General features: G+C 66.2%; 21 protein-coding genes and 1 pseudogene. 14 read left to right on the top strand and 8 right to left on the bottom strand.

What is annotated here, in order from left to right; all coding sequences use genetic code 11:
• Positions 1-71 precede the first annotated feature (71 nt).
• The gene (guaD, locus tag P5703_RS04475) at positions 72-1,379 is read left to right on the top strand and encodes a guanine deaminase (RefSeq protein ID WP_285585666.1); all 1,308 of its coding nucleotides are present in this window, start codon (positions 72-74) and stop codon (positions 1,377-1,379) included.
• On the opposite strand, the gene P5703_RS04470 is transcribed toward guaD, so the two are convergent.
• From P5703_RS04470 to P5703_RS04455, 4 genes are all read right to left on the bottom strand, one after another.
• Positions 1,376-2,248 (bottom strand): metal ABC transporter substrate-binding protein, encoded by an 873-nt coding sequence (locus tag P5703_RS04470; protein ID WP_125872914.1) that lies wholly within the window; start codon positions 2,246-2,248, stop codon positions 1,376-1,378. The two genes, guaD and P5703_RS04470, sit on opposite strands and share 4 nt — an antisense overlap.
• Positions 2,249-2,259: 11 nt before the next feature.
• A complete protein-coding gene (locus P5703_RS04465; protein ID WP_185749842.1) occupies positions 2,260-3,078 on the bottom strand; it encodes a metal ABC transporter permease in 819 nt (272 codons plus the stop codon).
• A 41-nt stretch (positions 3,079-3,119) separates the two neighbouring features.
• Positions 3,120-3,794 (bottom strand): metal ABC transporter ATP-binding protein, encoded by a 675-nt coding sequence (locus tag P5703_RS04460; protein WP_108242192.1) that lies wholly within the window; start codon positions 3,792-3,794, stop codon positions 3,120-3,122.
• A 240-nt stretch (positions 3,795-4,034) separates the two neighbouring features.
• Positions 4,035-4,790 carry a GntR family transcriptional regulator gene (locus P5703_RS04455; protein WP_011914179.1) on the bottom strand — a complete coding sequence of 252 codons (756 nt, stop codon included), beginning with the start codon at positions 4,788-4,790 and terminating at the stop codon, positions 4,035-4,037.
• A gap of 351 nt (positions 4,791-5,141) precedes the next feature.
• Here P5703_RS04455 and P5703_RS04450 point away from each other — a divergent pair, with 351 nt between their 5' ends.
• The gene (locus tag P5703_RS04450; RefSeq protein WP_106443540.1) at positions 5,142-6,488 is read left to right on the top strand and encodes an NCS2 family permease; all 1,347 of its coding nucleotides are present in this window, start codon (positions 5,142-5,144) and stop codon (positions 6,486-6,488) included.
• 63 nt (positions 6,489-6,551) lie between these two features.
• A complete protein-coding gene (locus P5703_RS04445) occupies positions 6,552-7,178 on the top strand; it encodes a LysE family translocator (RefSeq protein WP_279648262.1) in 627 nt (208 codons plus the stop codon).
• A 245-nt stretch (positions 7,179-7,423) separates the two neighbouring features.
• Here the strand turns inward: P5703_RS04445 and uraH are convergent, their stop codons facing one another.
• The gene (gene uraH / locus P5703_RS04440) at positions 7,424-7,777 is read right to left on the bottom strand and encodes a hydroxyisourate hydrolase (protein ID WP_019406764.1); all 354 of its coding nucleotides are present in this window, start codon (positions 7,775-7,777) and stop codon (positions 7,424-7,426) included.
• A gap of 281 nt (positions 7,778-8,058) precedes the next feature.
• Between uraH and puuE the strand changes: the two genes are divergently transcribed.
• The 7 genes from puuE (at position 8,059) to P5703_RS04405 (ending at position 17,007) form a co-directional block, all read left to right on the top strand.
• Positions 8,059-8,988 (top strand): allantoinase PuuE, encoded by a 930-nt coding sequence (gene puuE / locus P5703_RS04435; protein WP_048329709.1) that lies wholly within the window; start codon positions 8,059-8,061, stop codon positions 8,986-8,988.
• Positions 8,988-9,503, top strand: a complete 516-nt coding sequence (gene uraD / locus P5703_RS04430; protein WP_014597436.1) for a 2-oxo-4-hydroxy-4-carboxy-5-ureidoimidazoline decarboxylase — start codon at positions 8,988-8,990, stop codon at positions 9,501-9,503. Before puuE ends, uraD begins: the two co-directional genes overlap by 1 nt.
• Positions 9,504-9,578: 75 nt before the next feature.
• Positions 9,579-10,574, top strand: a complete 996-nt coding sequence (gene alc, locus P5703_RS04425) for an allantoicase (protein WP_014597437.1) — start codon at positions 9,579-9,581, stop codon at positions 10,572-10,574.
• 98 nt (positions 10,575-10,672) lie between these two features.
• On the top strand, positions 10,673-11,185 hold the full coding sequence (locus P5703_RS04420; protein ID WP_014597438.1) for an ureidoglycolate lyase: 513 nt from the start codon (positions 10,673-10,675) through the stop codon (positions 11,183-11,185).
• Between the two features lie 83 nt (positions 11,186-11,268).
• Complete coding sequence (locus P5703_RS04415) at positions 11,269-12,498, top strand: urate hydroxylase PuuD (RefSeq protein WP_279641210.1); 1,230 nt, start codon at positions 11,269-11,271, stop codon at positions 12,496-12,498.
• Between the two features lie 463 nt (positions 12,499-12,961).
• Positions 12,962-15,706, top strand: coding sequence for a cation-transporting P-type ATPase (locus P5703_RS04410; protein WP_234492941.1), 2,745 nt, complete (start codon positions 12,962-12,964; stop codon positions 15,704-15,706).
• Between the two features lie 491 nt (positions 15,707-16,197).
• Positions 16,198-17,007: an outer membrane protein OmpK gene (locus P5703_RS04405; protein WP_011914190.1), complete on the top strand. Its 810-nt coding sequence runs from the start codon at positions 16,198-16,200 to the stop codon at positions 17,005-17,007.
• 90 nt (positions 17,008-17,097) lie between these two features.
• Here the strand turns inward: P5703_RS04405 and P5703_RS04400 are convergent.
• Positions 17,098-19,031 (bottom strand): annotated as a pseudogene (locus P5703_RS04400) (methyl-accepting chemotaxis protein).
• A 223-nt stretch (positions 19,032-19,254) separates the two neighbouring features.
• Here P5703_RS04400 and P5703_RS04395 point away from each other — a divergent pair.
• The 4 genes from P5703_RS04395 (at position 19,255) to P5703_RS04380 (ending at position 24,133) form a co-directional block, all read left to right on the top strand.
• Positions 19,255-19,875 carry a TetR/AcrR family transcriptional regulator gene (locus P5703_RS04395; protein WP_011914192.1) on the top strand — a complete coding sequence of 207 codons (621 nt, stop codon included), beginning with the start codon at positions 19,255-19,257 and terminating at the stop codon, positions 19,873-19,875.
• A gap of 177 nt (positions 19,876-20,052) precedes the next feature.
• Positions 20,053-21,627: an MFS transporter gene (locus tag P5703_RS04390; RefSeq protein ID WP_041755661.1), complete on the top strand. Its 1,575-nt coding sequence runs from the start codon at positions 20,053-20,055 to the stop codon at positions 21,625-21,627.
• Positions 21,624-22,739 carry an HlyD family secretion protein gene (locus P5703_RS04385; protein ID WP_285585652.1) on the top strand — a complete coding sequence of 372 codons (1,116 nt, stop codon included), beginning with the start codon at positions 21,624-21,626 and terminating at the stop codon, positions 22,737-22,739. Before P5703_RS04390 ends, P5703_RS04385 begins: the two co-directional genes overlap by 4 nt.
• Positions 22,736-24,133, top strand: a complete 1,398-nt coding sequence (locus P5703_RS04380) for an efflux transporter outer membrane subunit (protein ID WP_279641209.1) — start codon at positions 22,736-22,738, stop codon at positions 24,131-24,133. The genes P5703_RS04385 and P5703_RS04380 overlap by 4 nt, the downstream gene beginning before the upstream one ends.
• A gap of 60 nt (positions 24,134-24,193) precedes the next feature.
• Here P5703_RS04380 and P5703_RS04375 read toward each other — a convergent pair whose 3' ends face one another.
• Positions 24,194-24,646 carry a PA2169 family four-helix-bundle protein gene (locus tag P5703_RS04375; protein WP_011914196.1) on the bottom strand — a complete coding sequence of 151 codons (453 nt, stop codon included), beginning with the start codon at positions 24,644-24,646 and terminating at the stop codon, positions 24,194-24,196.
• 136 nt (positions 24,647-24,782) lie between these two features.
• On the bottom strand, positions 24,783-26,036 hold the full coding sequence (locus tag P5703_RS04370) for a sensor domain-containing phosphodiesterase (protein WP_106442212.1): 1,254 nt from the start codon (positions 26,034-26,036) through the stop codon (positions 24,783-24,785).
• Positions 26,037-26,115: the final 79 nt, after the last annotated feature.

The raw sequence follows: 26,115 nt of genomic DNA, 5'->3' as shown, positions 1-26,115 counted from the left end.
CAGGCACGCCATCGGCGGCGGCCTGCCCATGTCAACGCATCCCCCTCATACAACGATTTTCGAGAGTCACCATGCCAAGCACCAAAGCCTACCGTGCCGCCCTGCTCCACTGCCTCGCCGACCCGCGCGAAGTAGGCATCGAGCAAGCCCATGAATACTTCCAGGACGGCCTGCTGGTCGTCGAGGACGGCAAGGTCGCGCGCATCGGCCACGCCGCCGAACTGCTGCCGACCCTGGCGGCCGGCACCGAAGTTGTCGAATACCCGGACGCGCTGATCACTCCGGGTTTCGTCGACACCCATATCCACTACCCGCAGGTCGGCGTCATCGGCTCCTACGGCGCGCAGCTGCTGGATTGGCTGGAAACCTACACCTTCCCCAACGAGGGCCGCTTCAGCGACATGGCCCACGCCCGCGAGCAGGCCGAGCTGTTTCTCGGCGAGCTGCTGCGCAACGGCACCACCACCGCGCTGGTGTTCGGCACGGTGCACAAGCAGTCGGTGGACGCCTTCTTCGAGGCCTGCGAGAAGCGCAATCTGCGGATGATCGCCGGCAAGGTGCTGATGGACCGCAACGCCCCGGAGTTCCTCACCGACACCGCCGAGTCCGGCTACGCCGACAGCCGCGAGCTGATCGAGCGCTGGCACGGCAAGGGCCGTCTGCATTACGCCGTCACCCCGCGTTTCGCCCCGACCAGCACGCCGGAGCAGCTCACCCTGGCCGGCAAGCTCTTCGCCGAATTCCCCGACCTGTACATGCACACCCACATCTCCGAGAACAAGCAGGAGGTCGAGTGGGTCAAGGAGCTGTTCCCCGAGCGCAAGGGCTACCTGGACGTCTATGACCACCACGGCCTGATCGGCCCGCGCTCGGTGTTCGCCCACGGCATCCACCTGTGCGACGAGGAGTGCAAACGCCTCGGTGAGACCGGCTCGGCGGTGTCGTTCTGTCCGACCTCCAACCTGTTCCTCGGCAGCGGCCTGTTCGACCTGGCCGAGGTGGAAGGCTTCGGTGTGCGCGTCGGCCTGGGCACCGATGTCGGCGGCGGCACCAGCTTCTCGCAGCTCGCCAGCCTCAACGAGGCGTACAAGGTGCTGCAGCTGCAGGGTCAGAAGCTCGACGCGTTCAAGGCACTCTATCTCGCCACCCTTGGCGGCGCGCGGGCGCTCTATCTGGACGACCGGATCGGCAACCTGCAGCCGGGCAAGGAGGCCGACTTCGTGGTGCTCGACTACAAGGCGACGCCGCTGATCGACTATCGCCTGAGCCAGGCGACGACCCTGCAGGAAAAGCTCTTCGCCCTGATGATCCTCGGCGACGACCGCGCGGTGAAGGAGACCTTCGCCGCCGGCGTCTCGGTGCATCGCAAGGCTGGCTAGGGCTGCAACGCCTGCATCAGCGTATCGAGGTTGTGCTCGAACATGCCCAGGTAAGTGCTGGCCGGCCCTGCGCTGGCCAGCGCATCGGAGTACAGGGTGCCGCCGACCGTGGCGCCCGCCTCTTCGGCGATCTGCTCGATGAGCCGCGGATCACGGATGTTCTCCACGAACACGGCCCTCACCCCTTCCTCGCGGAGCTGGCGGATCAACGCGGCCACGTCGGCGGCCGAGGGTTCGTCATGGGTCGACAGCCCCTGCGGCGCGATGAACCGGAGCTGCCAGGCCTGCCCCAGATAGCCGAAGGCGTCATGGCTGGTCACCACCTTGCGCTGGCTGGCCGGCAGGCTGCCGATACGGGTATTGGCCTTCTTCAGCAGCGCGTGTAGCCGGCTCAGATAGGCGTCACGGCGCCGCTCATAGTCGTTGCGATGCGCCGGATCGAGCGCCACGAGCGCCTTGGCGATATTGCGCACGTAGATTTCGGCATTGGTCAGACTCTGCCACGCATGAGGGTCAGGCACCGCCTCGCCCTCCTCTTCCAGCATCAGAGGCACGACGCCCGCACTGGCATCGATCCGCTTGCCCGCAGGCTCGCTGCTGGCCAGCAGGCGCTCCAGCCAGGGTTCGAAGCCCAGCCCGTTGGCGATGATCAGGTCGGCGCGGAGCAAGGCCTGGGCATCATCCGGGCTGGGTTCATAAAGGTGCGCGTCGGCGTCGGGACCGACCAGATTGGTCAGTTCGATATGCTCGCCACCGACCTCCCGCGTCATGTCGGCAAGGATGCTGAAGCTGGTCACGACGCTGATCTTTTCGGCCGCCTGCAGGGAAAGGGGCAGCCAGAGGGCCAACAACAGAAACAGGTAACGCATGGGTTGATACCTCAGACGGTCTGGATTGAAGCGCGCGAACGCAGCAGGCCATATACCGGGCCCGCAACGACTGAAATCAGGTAGAACGCCCCCGCGAGCAGGACGATGCACGGCCCGCTGGGCAGGTTGGCGTAGAACGACAGCAGCAGCCCCAGCCATACGCACAGGGCGCCCAGCAGCGCAGCCAGCGGCAACAGGACGGGCAGGCGTCGGCTCCAGAAACGCGCGGCCGCAGCCGGCAGCATCATCAGCCCCACCACCATCAGCGCACCGATGGCCTGGAAGCCGATCACCAGGTTGAGCACCACCAGTGTCAGAAAGCCCGCATGGGCGAGTGGCCCGATTCGGCTGACGCTGCGCAGGAACAACGGGTCCAGGCTGTCCAGCGCCAGGGCGCGGTAGATCAGTGCCAGCACCAGCAGGCTGAACGCCGCCGTGGCGAGCATGCCGCTGAGGGTGTCGGCGTCCACGGCCAGCGCGGAGCCAAACAGCAAGTGCAAGAGGTCGAGCTTGCGTCCCGCCAGGCCGAGCAGCAGCACGCCGCTGGCCAGCGAAATGGGATAAAGCGCGGCGAGACTGGCGTCTTCGCGCAAGCCGGTACGGCGGCTGACCCAGGCCGCTGCGCCGGCCATGCCGAGCCCGGCGGTCAGCCCACCGAGCGTCAGTGCAGGCAGGCTGAGACCGAACAGCCAGAATGCCAGCGCCGCACCCGGCAGGATGCCGTGGGCGATGGCATCGCCGATCAGACTCATCCGCCGCAGGATCAGGAAGACACCCAGCGGCGCCGCGCTGCAGGCCAGCGCCACGCCGCCGAGCAGTGCGCGGCGCATGAAGGCGAACTCGGCAAACGGGCTCCAGAGCAGATCGGCCGTCACGCCACTCGCCCGAGCGGATCACGATCGAGTAGCTGATCGATCGGCGCTGCGACGCAGCCGCTGCGCGCGATACGCAGTGCGTTGCAGCGCTTCTCCCGAAGGCGGTCGAGGTTGTGGCTGACCAGCACCAGCGTTCTGCCTTGCTGCTGCCAGCATCGGAGGTGCTGCCAGAGCAGATCGAGACCGGTCTCGTCGAGTGCCGCCTCGGGTTCGTCGAGCAGCAGTGCCTGCGCATCGGTCAGGCTCATCCGGGCCAGCAGCGCCCGCTGCAGCTCGCCACCAGACAGCGCGTGCAGGCCCTGGGTCTGCAGATCGAGCAAGCCCCAATCGGCCAGTACCTGACGTAGCCGAGCCTGGCGTTCGCTACGGCCGAGACGACTGCCCCAGAAACCGCCCCTGACCAGCTCCAGCAGACGTATCGGAAACTGCCGGTCGATCTGTTGCTGCTGCGGCAGATAGGCCACACCGCCCGAACGCGCCACGCTCATTCGAATGTGACCGGCCAGGGGGCGATCCAAACCGGCCAATACCCTGAGCAGGCTGCTCTTGCCCGAACCATTGCTGCCGATCACCGCGGTCAGGCTGCCGGCCGCTAGCTTGAGGTTCAACGGCGGCGTGAGGGCCCGCCCGCCAGCGCCCCACTGCAACTCTCGACATTCGATCACGATCAAGAAACTCCATCTCCGCACCGCTCGAAAAGCGGTATCAGCAACCAAAACAATAAAAGTTATAACATAACATTTGCCAGCAGGCACAGCGCGGTAGCAGAGCGGTTCAATAGGCGTGAGACAGATTCAGCCGGCGGCGGCTGGAGGCTGACACTGCCGCCTGCGATGCCGCACCGACACAGGAAAGATGGCGAGGCCAGCGGGATACGCGCGCTGCCGCCTGCAACGGCAGCGCGAACGAGGTCAGCGGGGCGTACGCGCCTTTTTCTTCATCAAGGTCAGATGCGAGAACACCGCGTGCAGGTCGTTCGAGGCACTGTCTTCCTCGAGGTTGAGCTTGCTGTCGATGTGATCCATGTGATGCATCATCAGGTGCACGGCCTTGTCGGCGTCGCGCGCGGCTATGGCATCGATCAGCTCATTGTGTTCGTCGTAGGAGCAATGCGAGCGACTGGCCCCTTCGTACTGCGCGATGATCAGCGAAGTCTGCGACACCAGGCTGCGCTGGAAGCTCACCAGTGGCGCGTTCTTCGCCGCCTCCGCCAGCTTGAGGTGGAACTCGCCTGACAGACGGATGCCGGCGCCGCGATCGCCGCGAGCGAAGCAGTCGCGCTCGTCGATGACCATCTGCCGCAGCTCGGCCAGTTGCGCGTCACTGGCGTGCTGCACGGCCAGTTCGGTAATGGCCTTTTCCACCAACCGACGGGCGAAGAAGATCTGCCGTGCCTCCTCGACGCTCGGGCTCGCCACCACCGCGCCGCGATTGGGGCGCAGCAACACCACGCCCTCATGCGCCAGCCGCGACAATGCGCGGCGGATGATGGTGCGGCTGACACCGAAGATCTCGCCCAGGGCCTCCTCGCTGAGCTTGGTGCCAGGGGCCAGGCGTTGTTCGAGGATGGCATCGAAGATGTGCGCATAAACGATATCGTCCTGCGTCCCGGTGCGAGTCTTGCCGGTCTTGTTCGGCTTCTTCAGGGGCTGCAACTGTTCGTTCATCGATGGCTCGCAAGTGAAGTGTCGGCAAGGCCGAACTTTACTGCGTTCGCGGCTTCACTGGCAGTCGTCGGACGAACAAAACGAGCAAAAACATCGTTGCGCTTGTGCACAATCAATTTCCTACCGTTCTGTCTCCCAATCACCGCCATATCCGCGATGTGCGCCACGCAAGCCAGCTCCCGTGACAAGCGAGGGCGATTTAGTGTTTGCAATTCTTGTATACAAAAGCATAATCCGGACAGCCCTTCCTGACCTTTCGGTCAACTAACAGAACGAAGGGCACACCATCACCCGCCCCTCGGGAGTGTCGTGCTCCGGGTGATCGACAACAAGAACGATGAGGAAAGCCCAGTGGAAAGCATCAAGCGCAAGCCCCAGGCAGCACCCTTGCAACGCACCGCCCCCGGCTGGCTGGACCGGCTGTTCAAGCTCAGCGAACACCGCACCAGCATCCGTACCGAACTGCTCGCCGGCCTGACGACCTTCGTCACCATGGCCTACATCATCTTCGTCAACCCGAACATCATGGCCGACGCCGGCATCGACCACGGCGCCGCCTTCGTCGCGACCTGCATCGGTGCGGCGCTCGGCTGCCTGTTGATGGGCCTGTACGCGAACTGGCCGGTGGGCCTGGCACCAGGCATGGGCCTGAACGCCTTCTTCACCTACACGGTCGTCGGCGAGATGGGCTACAGCTGGCAGATCGCCCTGGGCGCCGTGTTCATCTCCGGCGTGCTGTTCATGATCATGAGCCTGTCGCGCATCCGCGAATGGTTGCTCAACAGCATCCCCATGAGCCTGCGCTTCGCCATGGGCGCGGGGGTCGGCCTGTTCCTCGGGCTGATCGGCCTGAAGACCGCCGGCATCGTCGTCGACAGCCCGGCCACCCTGCTGACCATGGGCTCGTTCGGCGAACCCACCGCCCTGCTCGCCGCGGTGTGCTTCCTGATGATCGCGGTGCTCAGCCACCGCAACGTGTTCGGCGCGATCCTGCTGAGCATGCTGGCCGTCACCGGTATCGGCTGGGCCTTCGGGCTGGTGGAGTACAACGGCCTGGTATCGATGCCGCCGAGCCTGGCGCCGACCTGGCTGGCGATGGACATCGCCGGCGCGCTCAACGTGGCGATGGTCAGCGTGATCCTGGCCTTCCTCTTCGTGAACATGTTCGACACCGCCGGCACCCTGATGGGCGTCGCCCATCGTGCCAACCTGGTGAACGAGGACGGCAAGATCGAGAACCTGTCCCGCGCGCTGAAGGCCGACAGCAGTTCCAGCGTGGTCGGCGCCTTCGTCGGCTGTCCGCCGGTGACCAGCTACGTGGAAAGCGCCTCGGGCGTCGCCGCCGGCGGCCGCACCGGGCTGACCGCCGTGACCGTCGGCGTGCTGTTCCTGATCGCCATGTTCTTCGCCCCGCTGGCCGGCATGATTCCCGCCTACGCCACCGCCGGCGCGCTGATCTACGTGGCGATGCTGATGATGAGCGGCCTGGCCAACATCGACTGGAAGGACCACACCGACACCATCCCGGCCATCGTGACCGTGGTGATGATGCCGCTGACCTTCTCCATCGCCAACGGCATCGCCCTGGGTTTCTTGACCTACGCAACGCTCAAGCTGTTGACTGGCCAGCGCGACAAGGTCTCCATCAGCCTCTACGTGCTGTGCGTGATCTTCATCGCCAAGTTCGCGTTTCTCTGAACGAGGCGCGCCTCACCGCCCCGTCGCATGCGGCGGGGCTTTTTCATTTCTCAGGAGGCTGTGATGAGTCTGGAAACCTGGTTGTTGTATGCGAGTGCGGCGCTGGTGGTGATCCTCATCCCCGGACCGCTGTCGCTGTTGATGATCAGCAACAGCCTGAACTACGGAGTGCGCCGCTCCTGGCCAGCCTTTCTCGGCGGCGTGACCGCTTCCATCGCCCTGCTCAGCGCCTCGGCGCTGGGGCTTGGCGCGCTGTTGATGGCGTCCGAGCGCCTGTTCAGCGCGCTCAAGCTGATCGGTGCGCTGTACCTGTTCTATCTGGCCTGGCAGAGCTGGCAGGAGGCCCGTCTGGCGCCGGCAGCACGCGAGATCACAACCCCGGCCCTCGCCCCGCGTTTCAGTCGGCTGTTCGGCCGGGCGTTCATTCTGGGGGGCAGCAACCCGAAGGACATGCTCTTCTTCGCCGCTTTCCTGCCGCAGTTTCTCAACGCGGGGCAACCGTTGCTGCCGCAGCTGCTGGTGATGACCCTGACCTGGGCGGTACTGGATCTCTGCTGCAAGCTGGCCTATGGGCTGGGAGCGCGGGGCGCGGCGCGCTATCTGCGCACCGGGAAAGGGCATGCGTGGTTCAACCGGACCAGCGCGGCACTGTTTGGATGCGCGGGAGCGGCGTCCTTGATGAGTCGGTGACTCGGCTGGCGTTGGCAGCGCCGGCTCGCGACCTGATGGAGGGCGACACGCCTGCCGCGGTGCAACCTGCAGTCCGTCCCGACAAATGCGCGGCGCATCCGTACCGACTCCTTCGCGGCCCACGCCACCCGACGCAGGTGCCGCAGACGGCTCTTATCACGCACTTCGACTCTCACCAATAAAAAGCCCGCCATTACGGCGGGCAAAAGGGACTCCAGAAGAGTCAGCACTGAACAAGCGCCACCTCAGCTACCCCGGTAGGTCGAATAGCTGTACGGCGAAATCAGCAGCGGCACGTGATAGTGATCCTGCCCGGCGTCGATGCCGAAGCGCAGCACCACCTCGTCGAGGAACGCCGGCGTCCCCAGCGTCACACCGCGACCACGGTAGTAGTCGCCAGCGTGGAAATGCAGCTGATAGACCCCGGACCGGTAGTCCGCGCCATCCAGCAACGGGCTGTCGCAGCGGCCATCGGCGTTGGTCTCACGCGTGGCGACCAGCGTCAGGCCCTGATCTTCTACGCGATACAGCTCCACCTTGATTCCGCTGCCCGGGCAACCGTGGGCGGCATCGAGTACGTGTGTGGTCAAACGGCCCACGGGCACCTCCGCTCTGTTGAATGGAAACTGACCCGGAGCATAGCCAGCGCGAACAACAGACTCAAGACAATTTGTAGATATTTTTGTACACAGTTTCAGAGGCCCGCACTTGGCCCGTTCTCTGCAGATACCGTCTGTCGTGGCGGCCTGCTCGAAAACCGCCGACCGCAGCGCTTCACGGCAGGCGCTACGAAAAAGCTATTTACAAGCCACGCATCGACTTGTATACAATCTGGCCATCCGGTCGTTACATCACGACCCGCCACACAGGAAGCAGCCCAGTGAGCGCCGACTACCCACGCGACTTGATCGGTTACGCCAGCAACCCGCCCCATCCGCAATGGCCGGGCGACGCCCGTATCGCCCTGTCCTTCGTGCTGAACTACGAGGAAGGCGGCGAGCGCAGCGTGCTGCATGGCGACAAGGAATCCGAAGCCTTTCTCTCCGAGATGGTCGCGGCGCAACCCCTGCAGGGCGTACGCAACATGAGCATGGAGTCGCTCTATGAGTACGGCAGCCGCGCCGGCGTCTGGCGTCTGCTCAAGCTGTTCAAGCGCCACGACATTCCGCTGACGATCTTCGCCGTGGCCATGGCCGCGCAGCGCCATCCGGAGGTCATCAAGGCCATGGTCGCCGACGGCCACGAGATCTGCAGCCACGGTTATCGCTGGATCGACTACCAGTACATGGATGAGGCCCAGGAGCGTGAGCACATGCTCGAGGCCATCCGCATCCTCACGGAGCTCACCGGCGAGCGCCCGCTGGGCTGGTACACCGGCCGCAGCAGCCCCAACACCCGGCGTCTGGTGCGCGAGGAAGGCGGCTTCCTCTACGACTCGGACACCTACGATGACGACCTGCCCTACTGGGACCCGGAGTCCACGCCGGTCAAGCCGCACCTGGTGATCCCCTATACGCTGGACACCAACGACATGCGCTTCACCCAGGTGCAGGGCTTCAACAAGGGTGACGACTTCTACCAGTACCTGAAGGACGCCTTCGACGTGCTCTATGCGGAAGGCTGCGAAGGTGCGCCGAAAATGCTGTCCATCGGCATGCACTGCCGCCTGCTGGGTCGCCCCGCTCGTCTGGCCGCGCTGCAGCGCTTCGTCGAATACGCCAAGGGGCATGACAAGGTCTGGTTTGCCCGCCGCGTCGATATCGCCCGCCACTGGCACGCCACCCACCCCATGACCGCGGAGCGCAATTGATGACCCCGTTCAAGACGATCAAGCCCTCGACCCTCGACCGCGATGCCTTCGTCGCCGCCTTCGCCGATGTTTACGAGCATTCGCCCTGGGTCGCCGAGACGGTCTACGGCGCCGGCGTCGACGAGACGCTGGACTACGTCGAGGTGATGCACACCCGCCTGTCCCAGGCGATGCTCGCCGCCGACCACGACACCCAGCTCGCGCTGGTCAATGCGCACCCGGATCTGGCCGGCAAGGCGGCCGTGCGCGGCGAGCTGACTGCCGCCAGCACCTCCGAACAGGCAGGCGCCGGCATCCATGAGTGCACGCCCGACGAGTTCGCCCGTTTCACCGAACTCAACGACGCCTACAAGGCGAAATTCGGCTTCCCCTTCATCATGGCGGTCAAGGGCAGCAACCGGCACCAGATCCTCGCCGCGTTCGAGGAGCGCATCCACAACAGCCCGGAACAGGAATTCGCCCGGGCACTGGCAGAAATCAACAAGATCGCCCTGTTCCGCCTGCAGGCCATGTAGCCGGAAAGGGACCGGCAACACCGCACTACAGGCTGCAAGGGCAGAACGCTCCACTCCATTTCAAGGCAGATCGCGATGAAAGCTTACGCCGTACCCTTCGAGAAATACGTCAACCTGGCCGACGCACGCCTGGGCACCCGCGCCATTTCCGTCACCGACGACTGGTTCGCCGACGTCAACCGGCTGTTCCAGCCTACGCCGGCCGTATGGAAGGAAGGCGTGTTCGATGACAACGGCAAGTGGATGGACGGCTGGGAGTCGCGCCGCAAGCGTTTCGAAGGTTACGACCATGCGGTGATTCGCCTCGGCGTACCGGGCTGGATCAAGGGCGTGGATATCGACACCAGCTTCTTCACCGGCAATTACCCGCCATCGGCCTCGCTGGAAGCCTGCTTCGTCGCCGATGGCGACCCGAGCGACGCGACCGTCTGGACCGAAATCCTTCCGGCCGTGGAGCTCAAGGGCAACAGCCACCACTACCATGAGATCGCCTTCGACAAGCCGGTCAGTCACCTGCGCTTCAACATCTACCCGGACGGCGGCGTCGCCCGCCTGCGCGTGCACGGCATCCCGTACCGCGACTGGAGCAGCGTCGGCGACAACGAGCAGGTCGACCTGGCGGCCGCCCTCAATGGCGGCCGCGCACTGGCCTGCTCGGACGAGCACTTCGGGCGCATGAGCAACATCCTCAACCCGAACCGCGGCGAGAACATGGGTGACGGCTGGGAAACCGCCCGCCGCCGCACCCCTGGCAATGACTGGGTGATCGTCGCCCTCGGCCACCCGGGCGAGATCGAGCGCATCGTCGTCGACACCCTGCACTTCAAGGGTAACTACCCAGACAGCTGCTCGATCCAGGCGGCCTACGTGAAGGGCGGCACCGACAGCCAGATCGAAACGCAGAGCCTGTTCTGGCGCGAACTGCTGCCCAGCCAGAAGCTCTCCATGCACGCCGAACACGAATTCGCCGAGCAGATCGCCAAGCTCGGCCCGGTGACCCACGTACGCCTGAACATCTTTCCGGACGGCGGCGTCAGCCGGCTACGGCTGTTTGGCAAGGTGGTGAAGTAAGGAGCGGGACTCAGCCCTCAGCCGAACCCTCTCCCTTCGGGTGAGGGCGCGGGCTCCAGCGAACAATGAAAAGCATCCACTAATTGAACGAGCAAACCATGCGCACCCTGACCATCGAGCCACTGACCAAGGAAGCCTTCGCCCCCTTCGGCGAAGTCATCGAGACCGAAGGCAGCGACTACTTCATGATCAACAACGGCTCGACCCGCCGCTATCACAAGCTGGCCACGGTCGAGACCGCCGCGCCCGAGGACCAGGCGATCATCAGCATCTTCGCCGCCGAGGCGCTCGAGATGCCGCTGGTCATCCGCATGCTGGAACGTCATCCGCTGGGCAGCCAGGCCTTTATCCCGCTGCTCGGCCATCCCTTTCTGGTCGTGGTCGCGCCACTTGGCGATGCACCTGTACCGGGCCACGTCCGCGCCTTCCGCAGCAACGGCAGGCAGGGCGTCAATTACCACCGCGGCGTCTGGCACCACCCGGTGCTGACGATCGAAAAGCGGGATGAATTCCTGGTGGTCGATCGCAGCGGTTCTGGCAACAACTGCGACGAGTACTTCTTCACGGAGGATCAGCAACTCCTCCTCGACCCCCAACAGGTTTCGCGCTGAGCCCAACCGCGCGCGGTGACTCGGACCGATACCCATAAGAAGAAAGGACGGCGGCGACAGCCGCCGTGCAAGAGGTAATCAACGTGGACGCACATCTGACCGAATGGCTGAACCTGGGAATTCGCTGGATACACATGATCGTCGGCATCGCCTGGATCGGTGCCTCCTTCTATTTCGTCTGGCTGGAAAACAACCTCAACCGCAGCAACCCCCGCGAAGGGCTGTCGGGCGACCTCTGGGCCATCCACGGTGGCGGTATCTACCACCTGGAGAAATACAAGCTCGCCCCGCCGCAGATGCCCGAGAACCTGCACTGGTTCAAGTGGGAGGCCTATACCACCTGGCTGTCGGGCGTGGCCCTGCTGATGGTGGTCTACTACCTAAACCCGGGCCTGTACCTGATCGCCCCCGGTAGCGACCTGTCGCCAGCGGCGGCGGTGCTCATCGGTTTCGGCTCGCTGATCGTCGGCTGGTTCGTCTACGACCTGCTTTGCGACTCGCCGCTGGGCAAGACGCCCGCGCTGCTGGGCCTGGTGCTGTTCGTGCTGGTGATCGCCGCCTGCTGGGGCTATTCGCAGATCTTCAGCGGCCGTGCCGCGTACATCCATACCGGCGCACTGATCGGCACCATCATGGTCGGCAACGTGTTCCGCATCATCATGCCGGCGCAGCGCGCTCTGGTCGCCGCCATCGAGCAGAACCGCACGCCCGATCCGGTGTTGCCGGCCAAGGGTCTGCTGCGCTCGCGGCACAACAACTACTTCACCCTGCCGGTGCTGTTCATCATGATCAGCAACCATTTCCCGAGCACCTACGGCAGCCAGTACAACTGGCTGATCCTCGCCGCCCTGGGTGCGCTGTCTGTACTGGCCCGCCACTATTTCAACACCCGCCACGACAGCAACCGCTTCGCCTGGGCGCTGCCGGCCGCCGCGGTGGGGATGATCTGCCTGGCCTTCGTCACTTCGCCGAACCGCCCGAGCAGCACGCCGAACCTGACTGCCACCACGCCCGAGCAGGCCAGCGCCGCCGCCCAGGCCCATGGCGATGCGCCGCGCTTCAGCGAGATCAATGAAGTGATCGAGCAGCGCTGCACCGTCTGTCATTCGGCCAATCCGAGCAGCCCGATGTTCTCCAGCGCACCGGCCGGGGTGATGTTCGATACGCCCGAGCAGATCCGCCAGCAGGCCGCGAAGATCCACGCGCAAACGGTAGCGAGCCAGATCATGCCGCTCGGCAACATCACCCAGATGACCCAGGAAGAGCGCCAGCTGATCGGCCAGTGGATCGCCCAGGGCGCCCATACCGAATGACCATCGCGCCATAAGCACGGCAGCCGGAGCCCGCTCGATGCGGGCTTCGGTTTTTTCAGGCCTTGAGCTTTCCGGCAGGCCTGCGGCCTGCATCGCCACGGGGGCGCACCTCCTACAGGTTCACGCGGTGCCTGCTGCTTTTGTGATAGGCCCGACCTCGGGGCGATGCTCTTCTTTCCGGCAGGCCTGCGGCCTGGATCGCCGCGGGGGCGCGCCTACAGGTTTACGCGGTGCCTGCCGCTTTTGTGGGAGGCCCGACCTCGGGGCGATACTCTTGAGCTTCAAGCTTCCGGCTTCCGGCTTCCGGCTTCCGGCTTCCGGCTTCCGGCTCGCAGTGTTCGGAAACACAACTCTTGCGTTAAATCATGCCGACCGACGGGTGGTTGGGTAAGCTCGAAGGCGCCAGGCGAATCGGCCTGCCACGAACACACCGCACCCCATGGACCTCCAAGAGGCGCCGGTCATGAACGATCGCTCGACCACCCACCCCAGCGAACATTCGCGCCCGGACTGGCACACCCTGCCGGCCGCCGAAGTCGAAACGCAGTTGCAAAGCGGCCCGGACGGGCTGGCGGACGGCGAAGCGGCGCGGCGCATCGAGCAGTACGGTCCCAACCGCCTCGCCCCGCCCAAGCGTCGTGGCGTGCTGATGCGGCTGCTGATGCAGTTCCACAATATCCTGCTCTACGTGATGCTCGGCGCGGCGGTGATCACCGCCATCCTCGGGCACTGGGTCGATACCGGCGTGCTGCTCGCCGCCGTGGTGATCAACGCCATCATCGGCTTCATCCAGGAAGGCAAGGCCGAAGCCGCGCTGGATGCCATCCGCGCCATGCTGTCCCCGCACGCCACCGTGGTGCGCGGCGGCGACCGCCGGCAGATAGACGCCGCCGAGCTGGTGCCGGGCGACCGCGTGTTGCTGGTCTCCGGCGACCGAGTGCCGGCCGACCTGCGCCTGGTGAAGGTGAAGGAATTGCGCGTCGAGGAAGCCGCGCTCACCGGCGAATCCCTGCCGGTGGAAAAAGGCACCGATGCGGTGGCGGCCGACGCGCCGCTGGGCGATCGCTACGGCATGGCCTATTCCGGCACGCTGGTGGTGTTCGGCCAGGCGACGGGCATCGTCGTCGCCACCGGCGCGGCGACCGAGCTGGGCAAGATCAACCAGATGCTCACCGGCATCCAGAACCTGGCCACGCCGCTGCTGCGCCAGGTGGATCATTTCGGCCGCTGGCTGGCCTTCGCCGTGCTGGCCGCCTCCGCCGCCACCTTCGTCCTCGGCACGCTCTGGCGAGGTTATCCGGCCGCCGACATGTTCATGATGGTGGTGGCCCTGGCCGCTTCGGCGATTCCCGAAGGCCTGCCGGCGATCATGACCGTCACCCTGGCCCTGGGCGTGCAGCGCATGGCCCAGCGCAACGCGATCATCCGGCGCCTGCCGGCGGTGGAAACCCTGGGCTCGGTGACGGTGATCTGTTCCGACAAGACCGGCACCCTCACCCGCAACGAAATGACCGTGCAGCGGGTGGTCTGCGCCGATCACGTATTCGACGTCTCCGGGGTGGGCTACGAACCGCTGGGCGACTGCCGGCTCGACGACAGGATCGTCGACCCCGAGCACTACCCCGCGCTGGCGCTGGCGATCCGCACCGGCGTGCTCTGCAACGACGCCCACCTCCAGCAACAGGCCCACCAGTGGCGCGTCATGGGCGACCCCACCGAGGGCGCGCTGCTGGTCCTGGGCGGCAAGGTCGGCTTCAGCCAGCACGTCGCCGACGGCGCCTGGCCGCGACTGGACTCGATTCCCTTCGAGTCGCAGCACCGCTTCATGGCCTCCTACCACCAGGACAGCGACGGCGCGCCCTGGATCTTCGTCAAGGGCGCGCCCGAGCGCATCCTGGAAATGTGCGGCAGCCAGGCCGGGCACGCCGGCGACCAGCCTATCGACCGCGACTACTGGCGGCGCATGGCGACCGACACTGCGGCCAAGGGGCTGCGCCTGCTGGCGCTGGCCTGCAAGCGCAGCGCGCCGGCGAACGACCAGCTGACCTTCGCCGATGTCGAAGCCGGTTACACCCTGCTGGCGCTGGTCGGCATCATCGACCCGCCGCGCGAGGAAGCCATCGTCGCGGTGGACGAATGCCACCGTGCCGGCATCCGCGTGAAGATGATCACCGGCGACCATGCCGAGACCGCGCGGGCCATCGGCGCCCAGCTCGCCATCGGTGTCGGCAAGCCGGCAGTGACCGGCGCCGAGTTGGCGATGATGGACGATGCCGCCCTGCGCCAGGTCGCCATAGATGTCGACGTATTCGCCCGCGCCAGCCCGGAACACAAGCTGCGCCTGGTGCAGGCCTTGCAGAACGACGGCCAGGTCGTGGCCATGACCGGCGACGGGGTCAACGATGCACCGGCGCTCAAGCGCGCCGACGTCGGCGTGGCCATGGGCATGAAAGGCACCGAGGCGGCCAAGGAGGCCTCGGACATGGTGCTGGCCGACGACAACTTCGCCACCATCGCCTCCGCCGTGCGCGAGGGTCGCGCGGTCTACGACAACCTGAAGAAGTTCATCCTGTTCATGCTGCCCACCAACGGCGGCGAGGCGCTGGTGGTGATCGCTGCGATCCTCTTCGAGCTCACCCTGCCGCTGACGCCGGCGCAGGTGCTGTGGATCAACATGGTCACCTCCAGCACGCTGGGGCTGGCGCTGGCCTTCGAACCGGCCGAGCGCGGCATCATGGCCCGGCGGCCTCGGCCGCCGGGCGAGGCCCTGCTGTCGGGCTTCTTCATCTGGCGGGTGCTGATGGTGTCGGTGCTGATGATGAGCGGCGCCCTCGGCCTGTTCCTCTGGGAAATGAACAGCAGCGGCAACGTCGAAGCGGCGCGCACCATGGCGGTCAATGCCGTGGTGATGGCGGAGATGTTCTACCTGCTCAACAGCCGCTCGATCCTCGCCTCGGTCGCCAATCGCCAGGGCCTGACGGGCAACCCCTACGTGCTGCTGGCCATCGCCGCCTGCATTCCCCTGCAACTGGCGTTCACCCACGCGCCGATCATGCAGTCGATCTTCGGTTCGACCGACCTCTCGCCGCTGCAATGGGCCCAGGTGGTCTGCGCCGGCCTGCTGGTGTTCTGCGTGGCGGAGCTGGAGAAGCTGGTGATCCGCCGTTCCCCGTTGGCCGCACGGATCGCGCCGACCACGGTGTCCTGAGCCCGCGGCGTAACCGAATCCAGGCAGAAGCCTCCTGCCTGGATTCGCGGCCGCTGATGGCGCCGCGACCGGTGAGCAATTGGCACAAGCAAATTGTGCACAATATTAAAATTAATTGTTTATCGCTATGGCTACAGATTGCTATAGTCAGAGCATCCTGAGCGTTCGTCCGTTTTCGTCGCTCAGCGAAGACGAGGCGCCGTGAAGCCTCGCAAGCCCATGACCGAACAACAACAAGATGGCAGGCTTAACCATGACCGCAACCGCCACCAGCAGCGGCATCGCTCCTTCGCGCCCGCACCCCGCTCTTCCAGCCGGACGACCATCCCGCTTCCGCCCTCCCGTTCGCCCCAGCGCCGCCTCGCCTCCGGACGTCGTCACCACTGCCGGCTGAGTCGCCGCGCTCGCACTTCCCGCCGCCAGGCCCTTCGCGGAGAATACGCGCCGGTCGCCGCTCGGCTTCATGAAAGACACCACAGGAAAACCACACCATGCATTCCAAGACAGCCCCGCTCTGCCTCGCCCTCGCCGGCGGCCTGCTCGCCGCCCCGGCCATGGCCGGCGACCTGCTGCACTGGCAGAACAACAGCCTCACCTACCTCTACGGCCAGGACTACAAGGTCGACCCCGACACCCAGCAGACCGTCACCTTCGAGCACGCCAGCGGCTGGGCCTGGGGCGACATGTTCTTTTTCGTCGACAACATCTGGTTCAACGGCGTCAGCGGCAGCGACGGCCACACCTACTACGGCGAATTCAGCCCGCGCCTATCGCTGGGCAAGGTCAGCGGCCGCGACCTGTCGTTCGGCCCGGTCAAGGACGTGCTGATCGGCGCCACCTACGAACGCGGCGAAAGCTCGGCGGACGGCGTGCCGAACCAGAACTACCTGCTCGGCCCGGCGGTGGACCTGGAGCTGCCCGGCTTCGACCGCTTCGCCCTCAACTTCTACTATCGCAAGCCCGACGGCTCCACCGGACGCGCGTCCGGCCAGTGGCAGGTCACCCCGACCTGGGCCATGACCTTCCCGGTCGGCAAGTCCGACATCCTCTTCGACGGCTTCATCGACTGGGTGGTCAACGACGCCGGCTCGAAGTCCCGCGGCGACTTCCTCTCGAAGAACCTGCACATCGTGCCGCAGATCAAGTACGACCTGGGCAAGGCGCTGGACTATGCGCCGGGCAAGCTCTATGTCGGTATCGAGTACGACTACTGGTCGAACAAGTATGGCCTGGAAGACGGCTCGCTGCCGTTCAAGACCGACCAGAACACCTTCAGCGCCATCGTCAAGGCGCACTTCTGATCGCGCCGGCCGGAGCACAGGCCCCGGCCATCCCGCGTCACCTCCCTCCCGACCGTCGACCCGCTACGCCTGGCGCAGCGGGTCGACGCCTCAGAGTCGAAAACTGCCCATCTGCCGGCTCAGGTCGTCGGCCAGCCGCGACAGCGCCTGGCAGTCGGCCCGGCAGTTCTGCACGTCGGTCGCGGTGGCCTGGGCCAGGTCGGCGATGCCCTGGACGTTGTGGGTGATCTCCTCGGTGACGCTGGTCTGTTCCTCGGTGGCCGCCGCGACCTGGGTGTTCATGTCGCTGATGGCCTCGACCTGCTCGGTGATGGCGCCGAGCGACTGACCGGTGCGCTGGCTGGCCTGCACGCCGGTGCCGGTGGCCGCCTGGCCGGCGTGCATCGAGGCGACCGCATTCTCCGCACCGTTCTTGAGGCGCAGGATCATCTGCTGGATCTCGTCGGTCGAGGCCTGGGTGCGGCTGGCCAGGGTGCGCACCTCGTCGGCCACCACAGCGAAGCCACGGCCCATGTCGCCGGCACGGGCCGCCTCGATGGCGGCATTGAGGGCCAGCAGGTTGGTCTGCTCGGAGATGCTGCGAATCACCGCCAGCACCTGATCGATGGAGGCCACCTGCTGCGCCAGTTCGGTCACCGAGCCGGCGGCCTGGCCGATCTCGCCGGACATCCGCCCTCGATATGGGCGATCGATTCGCTGACCACCTGGCGCGCCTGCAGCGCCTCGTTGCGTGCGCCCTGGGAAGCCTGCGCGGCATTGCTGGCATTGCGCGCGATCTCCTGCACGGTGAGCCCCATTTCGTGCACCGCAGTGGCCACCATGTCGGTCATCTCGTGCTGCCGCCCGGCACGCACCGCGGTGTCGTCCACCACCCGTGCCACCTGGCCGACCGCGCTGCGCAGCTGCTCGCTGGTCTTGAGCACATCGCCGATAAGGCTGCGCAGGCTGCCGATGAAACGGTTGAAGCCACGCGCCAGGTCGCCGAGTTCGTCGGCCCGGTTTTCGTCCAGGCGACGGGTGAGATCGCCGCCGCCGCCACCAATCTCCACCAGCGCCGCCGTCACCTGGCGGATCGGCCGAACCAGGCCGCGCGCCAGCAGAACGATAACGCCGAGAAAGAACAGGCCGATGGCCGCGCCGATCAGGCTGGTGGTCCAGAGCGTGCGCCGCGCCTCACCGAAGATCTCCGCCTCGGGCACCTCGGCGATCAGCGCCCAGCCGAGCCCTTCCAGCGGCTGCGCCATGGCCAGGAACGTTTCACCATCACGTTCGAAACGCACCACCTGTCCCGCCTGGGTTTCCAGTTGCCGCGCGGCCTGCGCGCCGGCCAGCTCCGCCAGTGCAGCACGGCCGTTGTGCTCGCTGCGCGGGTGGATCTTCACCTGGCCATCGCTGCCAACCAGATAGACCTCGCCGCGCTCGCCGAAGCGGAAGTCGGCGATCAGTGCGGACATGGCGCTCAGGCTGTAACCCAGCCCGGCCACGCCAAGCACTCGTCCGCCGGCGCTGATGCGCTGGTTGATGAACAGGGTCGGCTGGCCGGTGGCCTTGTCGACGTCCAGCTCCACCCGGCGTTCGAGGGCGCCGTCCACCAGGCTGTAGAACCAGCCATCGGCCGGTGTCGAGCGTGACAGGGTCCGGCTCAGCCCAGCGTCGGAGTAGTAGTGGCCGCTGCCAAGCACCGCGACCGAGGTGGTCAGCGCGTTCTGCTGGGCTTTCACACCATTGAGGTAGCGACCGATGGCCTCGGCCTGCCGCGAATCCTCGCCCTGGATCAGCCAGTCGTGCACCAGCGTGTTGCCGGCGATTCCGGCGGTGGCGGTGATGGGAGCCGCCAGGGCGCGCTCGATATCGTTGCGGATGGCATTGATATTCGCCGGCAACGCCTCGTCGAGCAGGTAGCGCTCGGCGAGGCGCTCGACAGCCGAGGCATACACCAGGATGACGATCAGCAGGCTCGCCAGCAGCGCCGCGCCCATGCTGAGGATCAATTGCCACTGAATGCTGCGCTTGAAGAACTGCATGGAAGGCCCTCGCGTTATTATTGGACACATCAAAGTGCCACTACTGTACACAATTTATGACGCACGCAAGGCCATTTAGCGGCATGGCCGTCGGGAACTTGATGGCGTTTAGCCTTGGCTCGGGCTGAACCGACGGATGGCGGCTCGGTTGAGGCCGCAAAGAAGCGAGTGCTAGCATGCCGAACCGCCGCCAGGCCGGGCGGCGCCAGCCAAACAGGTCCGCATGTCCAGCATTCGAGAGCGCAACCGAGACGTGATCCTGCGAGCCGCCAGCGAGGAATTCGCGGAAAAGGGCTTCGCCGCCACCAAGACCAGCGACATCGCCGCCCGCGCCGGGCTGCCGAAGCCCAACGTCTACTACTACTTCAAGTCCAAGGAAAACCTCTATCGCGAGGTGCTGGAGAGCATCGTCGAACCGCTGCTCGAAGCCTCTGCACCGTTCAATCAGCCAGGCCATCCGGCCGAGGTGCTGCGCGCCTACATCCGCACCAAGATCCGCATCTCCCGCGATCACGCCTATGCCTCCAAGGTGTTCGCCAGCGAGATCATGCATGGCGCCCCGCACCTGTCACCGGAGCGCACCGCCCAGCTCAACGCCCAGGCCGCCCACAACATCGCCTGCATTCAGGGCTGGATCGACCAAGGTCTGATGGCCCCCATCGACCCCAGCCATCTGCTCTTCAGCATCTGGGCCGCGACCCAGACCTATGCCGACTTCGACTGGCAGATCAGCACCGTCACCGGCAAGGCCCGGCTCGACGAGGCGGACTACGATGCCGCTGCCGACACCATCATCCGCCTGGTCCTCAGGGGCTGCGAAATCGCCGAGCCGACGGCGGCCTGAGACTGCGCACGGCAGCGCCCGCTGCTGGCGATGCCGTGATCGGGTGAGCGGAGGGCGAAATTCGTTGCAGCGCTTGTCCTACCTAGGACCGCGCCCGTCGGCGCAACAAGCTGCCGAGTCCAGATGCCCGAATACCTTGCCCCGGTACCACGCTGGGAACCCCACGAACGCCCGTCCATGCCCGGCTCGCCGGCGATCCTGCTGCACAGTCCACCGCGGCGCCTGGCCTACGCCGCGGTTGCCGTACTGGTGGGGTTGACCGGCGGGCTCGGCAACGCGCTATTCATCGCCAACCTGCCGGCGATCCAGGGCGATCTGGGCCTGACGCCCGCGCAGGGCGCCTGGCTGCCGGCCGCCTACTTCATGGTCAACGTCTCGACCAACCTGCTGCTGATCAAGGTGCGCCAGCAATACGGCCTGCGGCATTTCGCCGAGCTGGGGTTGGCGGTCTATGCGCTGCTCAGCATCGCCCATGTGTTCGTCGAAGGCCTGGGCATGGCGATGTTCGTGCGCGCGGCGAGCGGTTTCGCCGCAGCGGCCACCACGTCGCTGGGGCTGTTCTACATGCTCCAGGCCTTTTCCAAGACCCATCTGCCGCGCGGGGTGATCGTCGCCTTCGGCCTGACGCAAGTCGCCACGCCGCTGGCCTGGCTGTTATCGCCACCATTGGTGGATATCGGCCAGTGGCATCGCCTGTACGTGTTCGAAAGCGGCCTGGCGCTCTGCTCGCTGGCCGCCGTGGTGGTGCTCAAGCTGCCGCTGGGCGAACGCATCAAGGTGTTCGAGCCGCTGGATTTCCTTACCTTCGCCCTCTTCGCCCCGGCGCTGGCGCTGGTTGCCGCAGTCTTCGCCCAGGGCCGCGTGCAGTGGTGGACCGAGGCGCCGTGGCTGGGCTACGCACTGATCGCGGCCCTGCTGCTCAGCTGCCTGACCTTCATGATCGAACATCACCGGCGCAACCCCTTGCTGCAGACACGCTGGCTGGGCACCGCCGAGATGCTGCGCTTCGCCTTCGGTGCGCTGGCGCTGCGCTTTCTGCTGTCCGAACAGAGCTATGGCGCGGTCGGCCTGCTGCAAACGCTCGGCATGGGGCCGGATCAGCTGCGCCCGCTGTACGCGGTGATTCTGCTGGGGCTGGTGATGGGCATCGCCGCCAGCGCGCTGAGCTTCAGCCCGCGGACCGCCGCGGCGCAGATACTGCTCTCGATCCTGCTGATCGGCATCGCCAGCTTTCTCGACGTCGATGCTACCAGCCAGACCCGCCCGCACGACCTCTTCCTCAGCCAGGGATTGCTGTCGTTCGCCAGCGGCATGTTCCTCGGCCCGCTGCTGATCACCGGCATTGGAAAGGCGCTGGCCAACGGGCCGAACTACCTGGTCAGCTTCATCGTGCTGTTTTCCATGACCCAAAGCCTGGGCGGGCTTGCCGGTCCCGCCGTGTTCGGCACCTATCAGATCGTCCGCGAGCAGTACCATTCGGCACACCTGACCGAGCAGGTGGTGCCGGACGACCCACGCATCGCCGCCCGTCTCGCCCCACAGAGCCAGGCAGTGGCCGCCACCCAGCTCGACCCGCAGCTGCGCCAGGCACTCGGCGGCGCTCGCCTGTCGCAGACCGTCACGCGTGAAGCCAACGTGCTGGCCTTCAATGACGTGTTCCGCCTGATCGGCCTGCTCGCCATCGCCGTGCTCGGCTGGTCACTGTTCCACACCCTGCGCCTGGCGCGACAGAAGAAGGCTTCCGCCCCATGAGCGATGCGCGCACACCCGACGCCGAGACCACGCCGACCACGGACGCCGGCGGCACACCGCCCGAGCCACCCAAGACGATCCAGCCAAGCCGCCGCTCGATCATCCTGATGACGCTGGTGGCCCTGGTCGGCGTGCTCGCCATCCTCTATGCCTGGCAGCTCTGGCCGTTCACCGGCAGCCTGGTCACCACCGAGAACGCCTATGTGCGCGGCCAGCTCACGGTGCTCGCGCCGCAGGTCGCCGGCTACGTCACCGAGGTGCGGGTGCAGGACTTCGAGCAGGTCCGCCAGGGCCAGGTGCTGGTACGCATCGATGACAGGCAGTACCAGCAACGGGTCGCCCAGCGCCGCGCCGAACGGGACGCCGCACGCTTCGAACTGGAAAACCTCGACCAGCAACTGGCCGCCGACCGCGCCACCCTGGCCGCGCGCCGCGCCGACCTGTTCGCCGCCGAGGCCGAAGAGGCACGGGCACGGGCCGACGAGCGTCGCGTCGACGAACTCGCCGAGCGCGGCTCGGTGTCCATCCGCGAGCGCGACCAGACCCGCGCCAGCGCCCGCGCCGCGTCGGCCAACGTGCGCAAGGCACGCGCCGCCATCGAGATCGCCGAGCAGACGCTCAAGGCCAGCGGCATATCCCGGGGCGGCCTGCAGGCCCGGGTCGAGATCGCCCAGGCAACGCTGCACCAGGCCGAGATCGACCTGGCCAACACCGAGATCGTCGCCCCTGGCGATGGGCGGGTCAGCGAGGTGGGCGTGCGCCTGGGCCAGTACGTTACTGCCGGCACGCAGCTGCTGTTCCTGGTGCCGCCGAAGCTCTGGGTAATCGCCAACTACAAGGAGACCCAGACGGCGAACATGCGCCCCGGCCAGCCGGTGAGTTTCGAGGTCGATGCCCTCAACGGCGCGCGCCTGACCGGCCGCATCGAGCGCATTGCCCCGGCCACGGGCTCCGAGTTCAGCCTGCTGCGCCCGGACAACGCCACCGGCAATTTCACCAAGGTGGTCCAGCGGCTGCCGGTGCGCATCGCCATCGACCCGGACCAGCCGCTGGTCGAGCGCTTGCGGCCGGGGCTGTCGGTGGTCACCCACGTGGACACCGCGGCGCCATGAGGAAAACCGGCCTGCTCGGCACGCTGGCGCTGACGCTGGTGATGGCCGGCTGCGTACCTCCGCGCCAGCCGCTGCCACCCGAAGCCCGGCTGGACGAGGTGCCCTCGCAGTGGCGCCAGCCCAACCATGGCAACGCACCGGTTGCACAGTGGTGGCGCGGCTTCGGCGATCCGGCTCTGCTCGATCTGGTGGATCGTGCGCTGGCGCGCAACACCGATGTGCTGATCGGCGCCGAACGGCTGGCGGCGGCCCGCGAGCAGATACGCCTGTCCCGCGCCGCGCTGCTACCGAGCCTCGACGCGGTGTTCGGGCTGGAGCGCAGCCAGGACCTCGGCCCCCTTGGCCTGACCCGCACCACCGCCGCGCAACCCGGCCTGCAGTTCGCCTATGAGGTCGATCTCTGGGGCCGCCTGGCCAGCCTGCGCGAGGCGGCAGAGTTGCAGTTCCAGGCCAGCGAAGCCGAGCAGCAGACCCTGCGCCTGGCGCTGGCCGCGACCGTCGCGCAGGGCTACGTGGGGCTGCTGTCACTGGATCGTCAGCTGCAGCTGACCCATGAGACGGTGCGGTCCCGTCGCGCCGCCCTGGCGGTTGCCGAGGACCGGTCGCGCATGGGCTACACCTCCGAACTGGAGCAGACCCAGGCGCGTTCGGAGTACGAGGCGGCCGCGCAACTGGTGCCGCAGCTGCAGCAGGCCATCCTCGAGCAGGAACACGCTCTGCGCCGCCTGACCGGTGACCCGCCCGGGCCGGTGCCACGGGGCACGCTTGCCGCACTGCAGGCTCCAGCGGTGCCGGGCAGCCTGCCTTCGGCGCTGCTGCGGCAGCGGCCGGATCTGTACCAGGCCGAGCTGCAGCTGGCCGCCAGTGACCGTTTCCTCGACAGCGAGCGCGACCGCTTTCTGCCACGGGTGCAACTCTCGGCAAGCGTGGGCCGGCTGTACGTCGATGCGCTGGATTACGACCCGGTGAAGGTCTGGAGCCTCGGCGCCAGCGTATTGGCCCCACTGTTCGATGGCGAACGGCTGGAGGCCGGCGTGGCGGTGGCCACGGCCGAGCGCAATCAGGTTGCCTACGCCTATCGCAGGGCGGCGCTCATTGCTTTCAGCGAGGTGGAGAACGCGCTATCCGGGCTGGACAGCCTCGCCCGTCAGAGCCGCCGTCTTGAAGCGCGCCGCGAAGTGCTGGCGCGCTCGCTGGCGATCGCCGAGGACCGCTATCACGGCGGTTATTCCTCTTATCTGGAGGCGCTGGATGCGCAGCGCAATCTGTTCGATACCCAACTGGCCGAGGTGCAGCTGCAGGAGGCGCAGCTGAACAGATTGATCGAACTCTACCGCGCCCTGGGTGGCGGCTGGCGGGCGCCGGAGCATGCTGCTACCGAGCGCACGGAGTGAATGCGGGCATAAAAAAACGCCAGCAAGGGCTGGCGTTTCGTGCAGACGGGTAACGCGCGATCAGCCGCGTGCGCGAGCGGCGTCACGCAGTGCCTTGACCTGATCATGGTTGCGTTGCACGCCCTGGTACTGGCGTTCCACAACGATCCGCACCTCGGCTGGCAGATCTTTTTCCAGCGCCTTGCGGTAGCTCTTCACCGCCACGTCCTCGCCACGTTCGCATTCGTTGAGAATCGCCTCGTCGTCCTTGCCGGTGATCATCGCCTTGAGGTCGACCCAGCGGCGGTGCATGTCGGCCGAGAGGCTGGTGCTGGTCTCCGGATCGCCACCCATCGAGCGCACCAGTTGCTGCAGTTCGGCTGCGGCGGTGGCGCAATCGCGCGAGCGCTGGTTCATGGTGCTCTTGAGCTGCGGGTCGCGCAGATCCTCGGCACATTCGAGAAAGCCCTTTTCCCCATCCTTGCAGGTCTCTATCAGATCGTTGAGCACGGAAATCGTCTCTTTCGTATCCATCTTGTACCTCCTGGCAAGTCGACTCGAAGGGCCAAAAGCAATGGCCCGTGTTAAAAATCGACTGCCCGCGCACCATAAAGGTTCAGCGAAACCGCCCGAAGGCGCAGGCACGCCGAGACAGCTGCGGAACAGCCGCTTAGCCCGTTGCCACGCGAGCGCTGAGTGCGGACGGTCGGCCGAGCAGATAGCCCTGGGCCTTGTTCACTGCCAAACGCCGCAGCATCGCCAGCTCTTCCTGCGTCTCGACACCCTCGGCGACCACCTTGCAGCCAGTCTCCTCGGCGAAGCGGATCAGCGCCGCGGCCAGGGCGCGACAGCCGGTGTCGCTGTCGACGTTGCGGATCAGACTGGCGTCGAGTTTGATGACGTCCGGCTTGAGTTTGAGGATGTGGCGGAAGCTCGCGTAGCCGGCGCCGGCATCGTCCACGGCGAGCCGCAGGCCCTCGCGGCGCAGCGGTTCCAGTGCCTCGGCGAGCCGCTCGTAGTCCTGCACCAGGGCATGTTCGGTGACTTCCAGCATCAGCCGGTCCAGTGGCTGGCGGGCGAGCACCTCGCCGACCGCCCCGGCCAGGATGGTTTCGGGCGAAACATTGAGCGACAGGTAGCTGTCGGCCGGTAAACGGTCGAAGCCCTGCAGCGCTGCCTCGATCAAGGCGATCTCCAGTTCCTTCTGCAGCCCGACCTGACCCGCTTCATCGAACCATTTGTCCGGCGTGCGCTGCGGGTCGGCGCGGAAGCGCGCCAGCGCCTCGTGGCCGACGATGCGGTTCTCCACCAGATGCACGATGGGCTGGTAGACGACCCCATAGCTCCGCTCGGCCAGCACGCTCTCGATCCGGCTGCGCTTGCTGGCGCAGCTCTGCTGGCTTTTCGCCTGAGTCTCCAGTAGCCGCCCGGCGAAGGCGGCGAACAGCCGCAGCGTGTTGAGATCGCGCTCGTTCAGGCTGCCATCCGGCCGCGTGCTGAAGCAGCAGAAGGTGCCGTACACACCACCGTCGCTGAAACGGATCGGCACACTCAGGTGCGCGCCGACCGGCAGTTCGCGGGTTACCGGCAGCTCCAGCGCCGCAGGCAGCTGGGTGGCGTCGTTGATCAATTCCGGCAGGCGGCCATCGACGACGCGTTGGCAGTAGCTCTCTTCCAGCGGATTGGAGTCACCGACACACAGCACCAGATGCTCGGTCCGCCCATCGACATGGCGGAACACCCGGGCCCCCTCGCTGAACTCGGCGATAAACGCGACTTCCATTCCGAGGTGGCTGCGCACCGCATGCAGCGCCTCGCACAGCATGGAGCCGATCGGCACATTGCCGGCTTCGAGCTTCGCCAGCACGGCAACCGGGTCGATCAGGTCCTCAACGGCCGCAACCGGCCTCAAATGTCCGAGCATCCATACCTCCGGGGTCTACGCCTGCAACATAACCCGCCGGCCCTGACGACCGGCCGGCCACAACCGCGGCGCGCCAGCC

It is taken from the genome of Stutzerimonas sp. FeSN7 (assembly GCF_030263795.1).
Taxonomy (GTDB): domain Bacteria; phylum Pseudomonadota; class Gammaproteobacteria; order Pseudomonadales; family Pseudomonadaceae; genus Stutzerimonas; species Stutzerimonas stutzeri.
The sequence above is the reverse complement of the archived record's forward strand: the minus strand, read 5'-3'. Positions and strand labels throughout refer to the sequence as shown.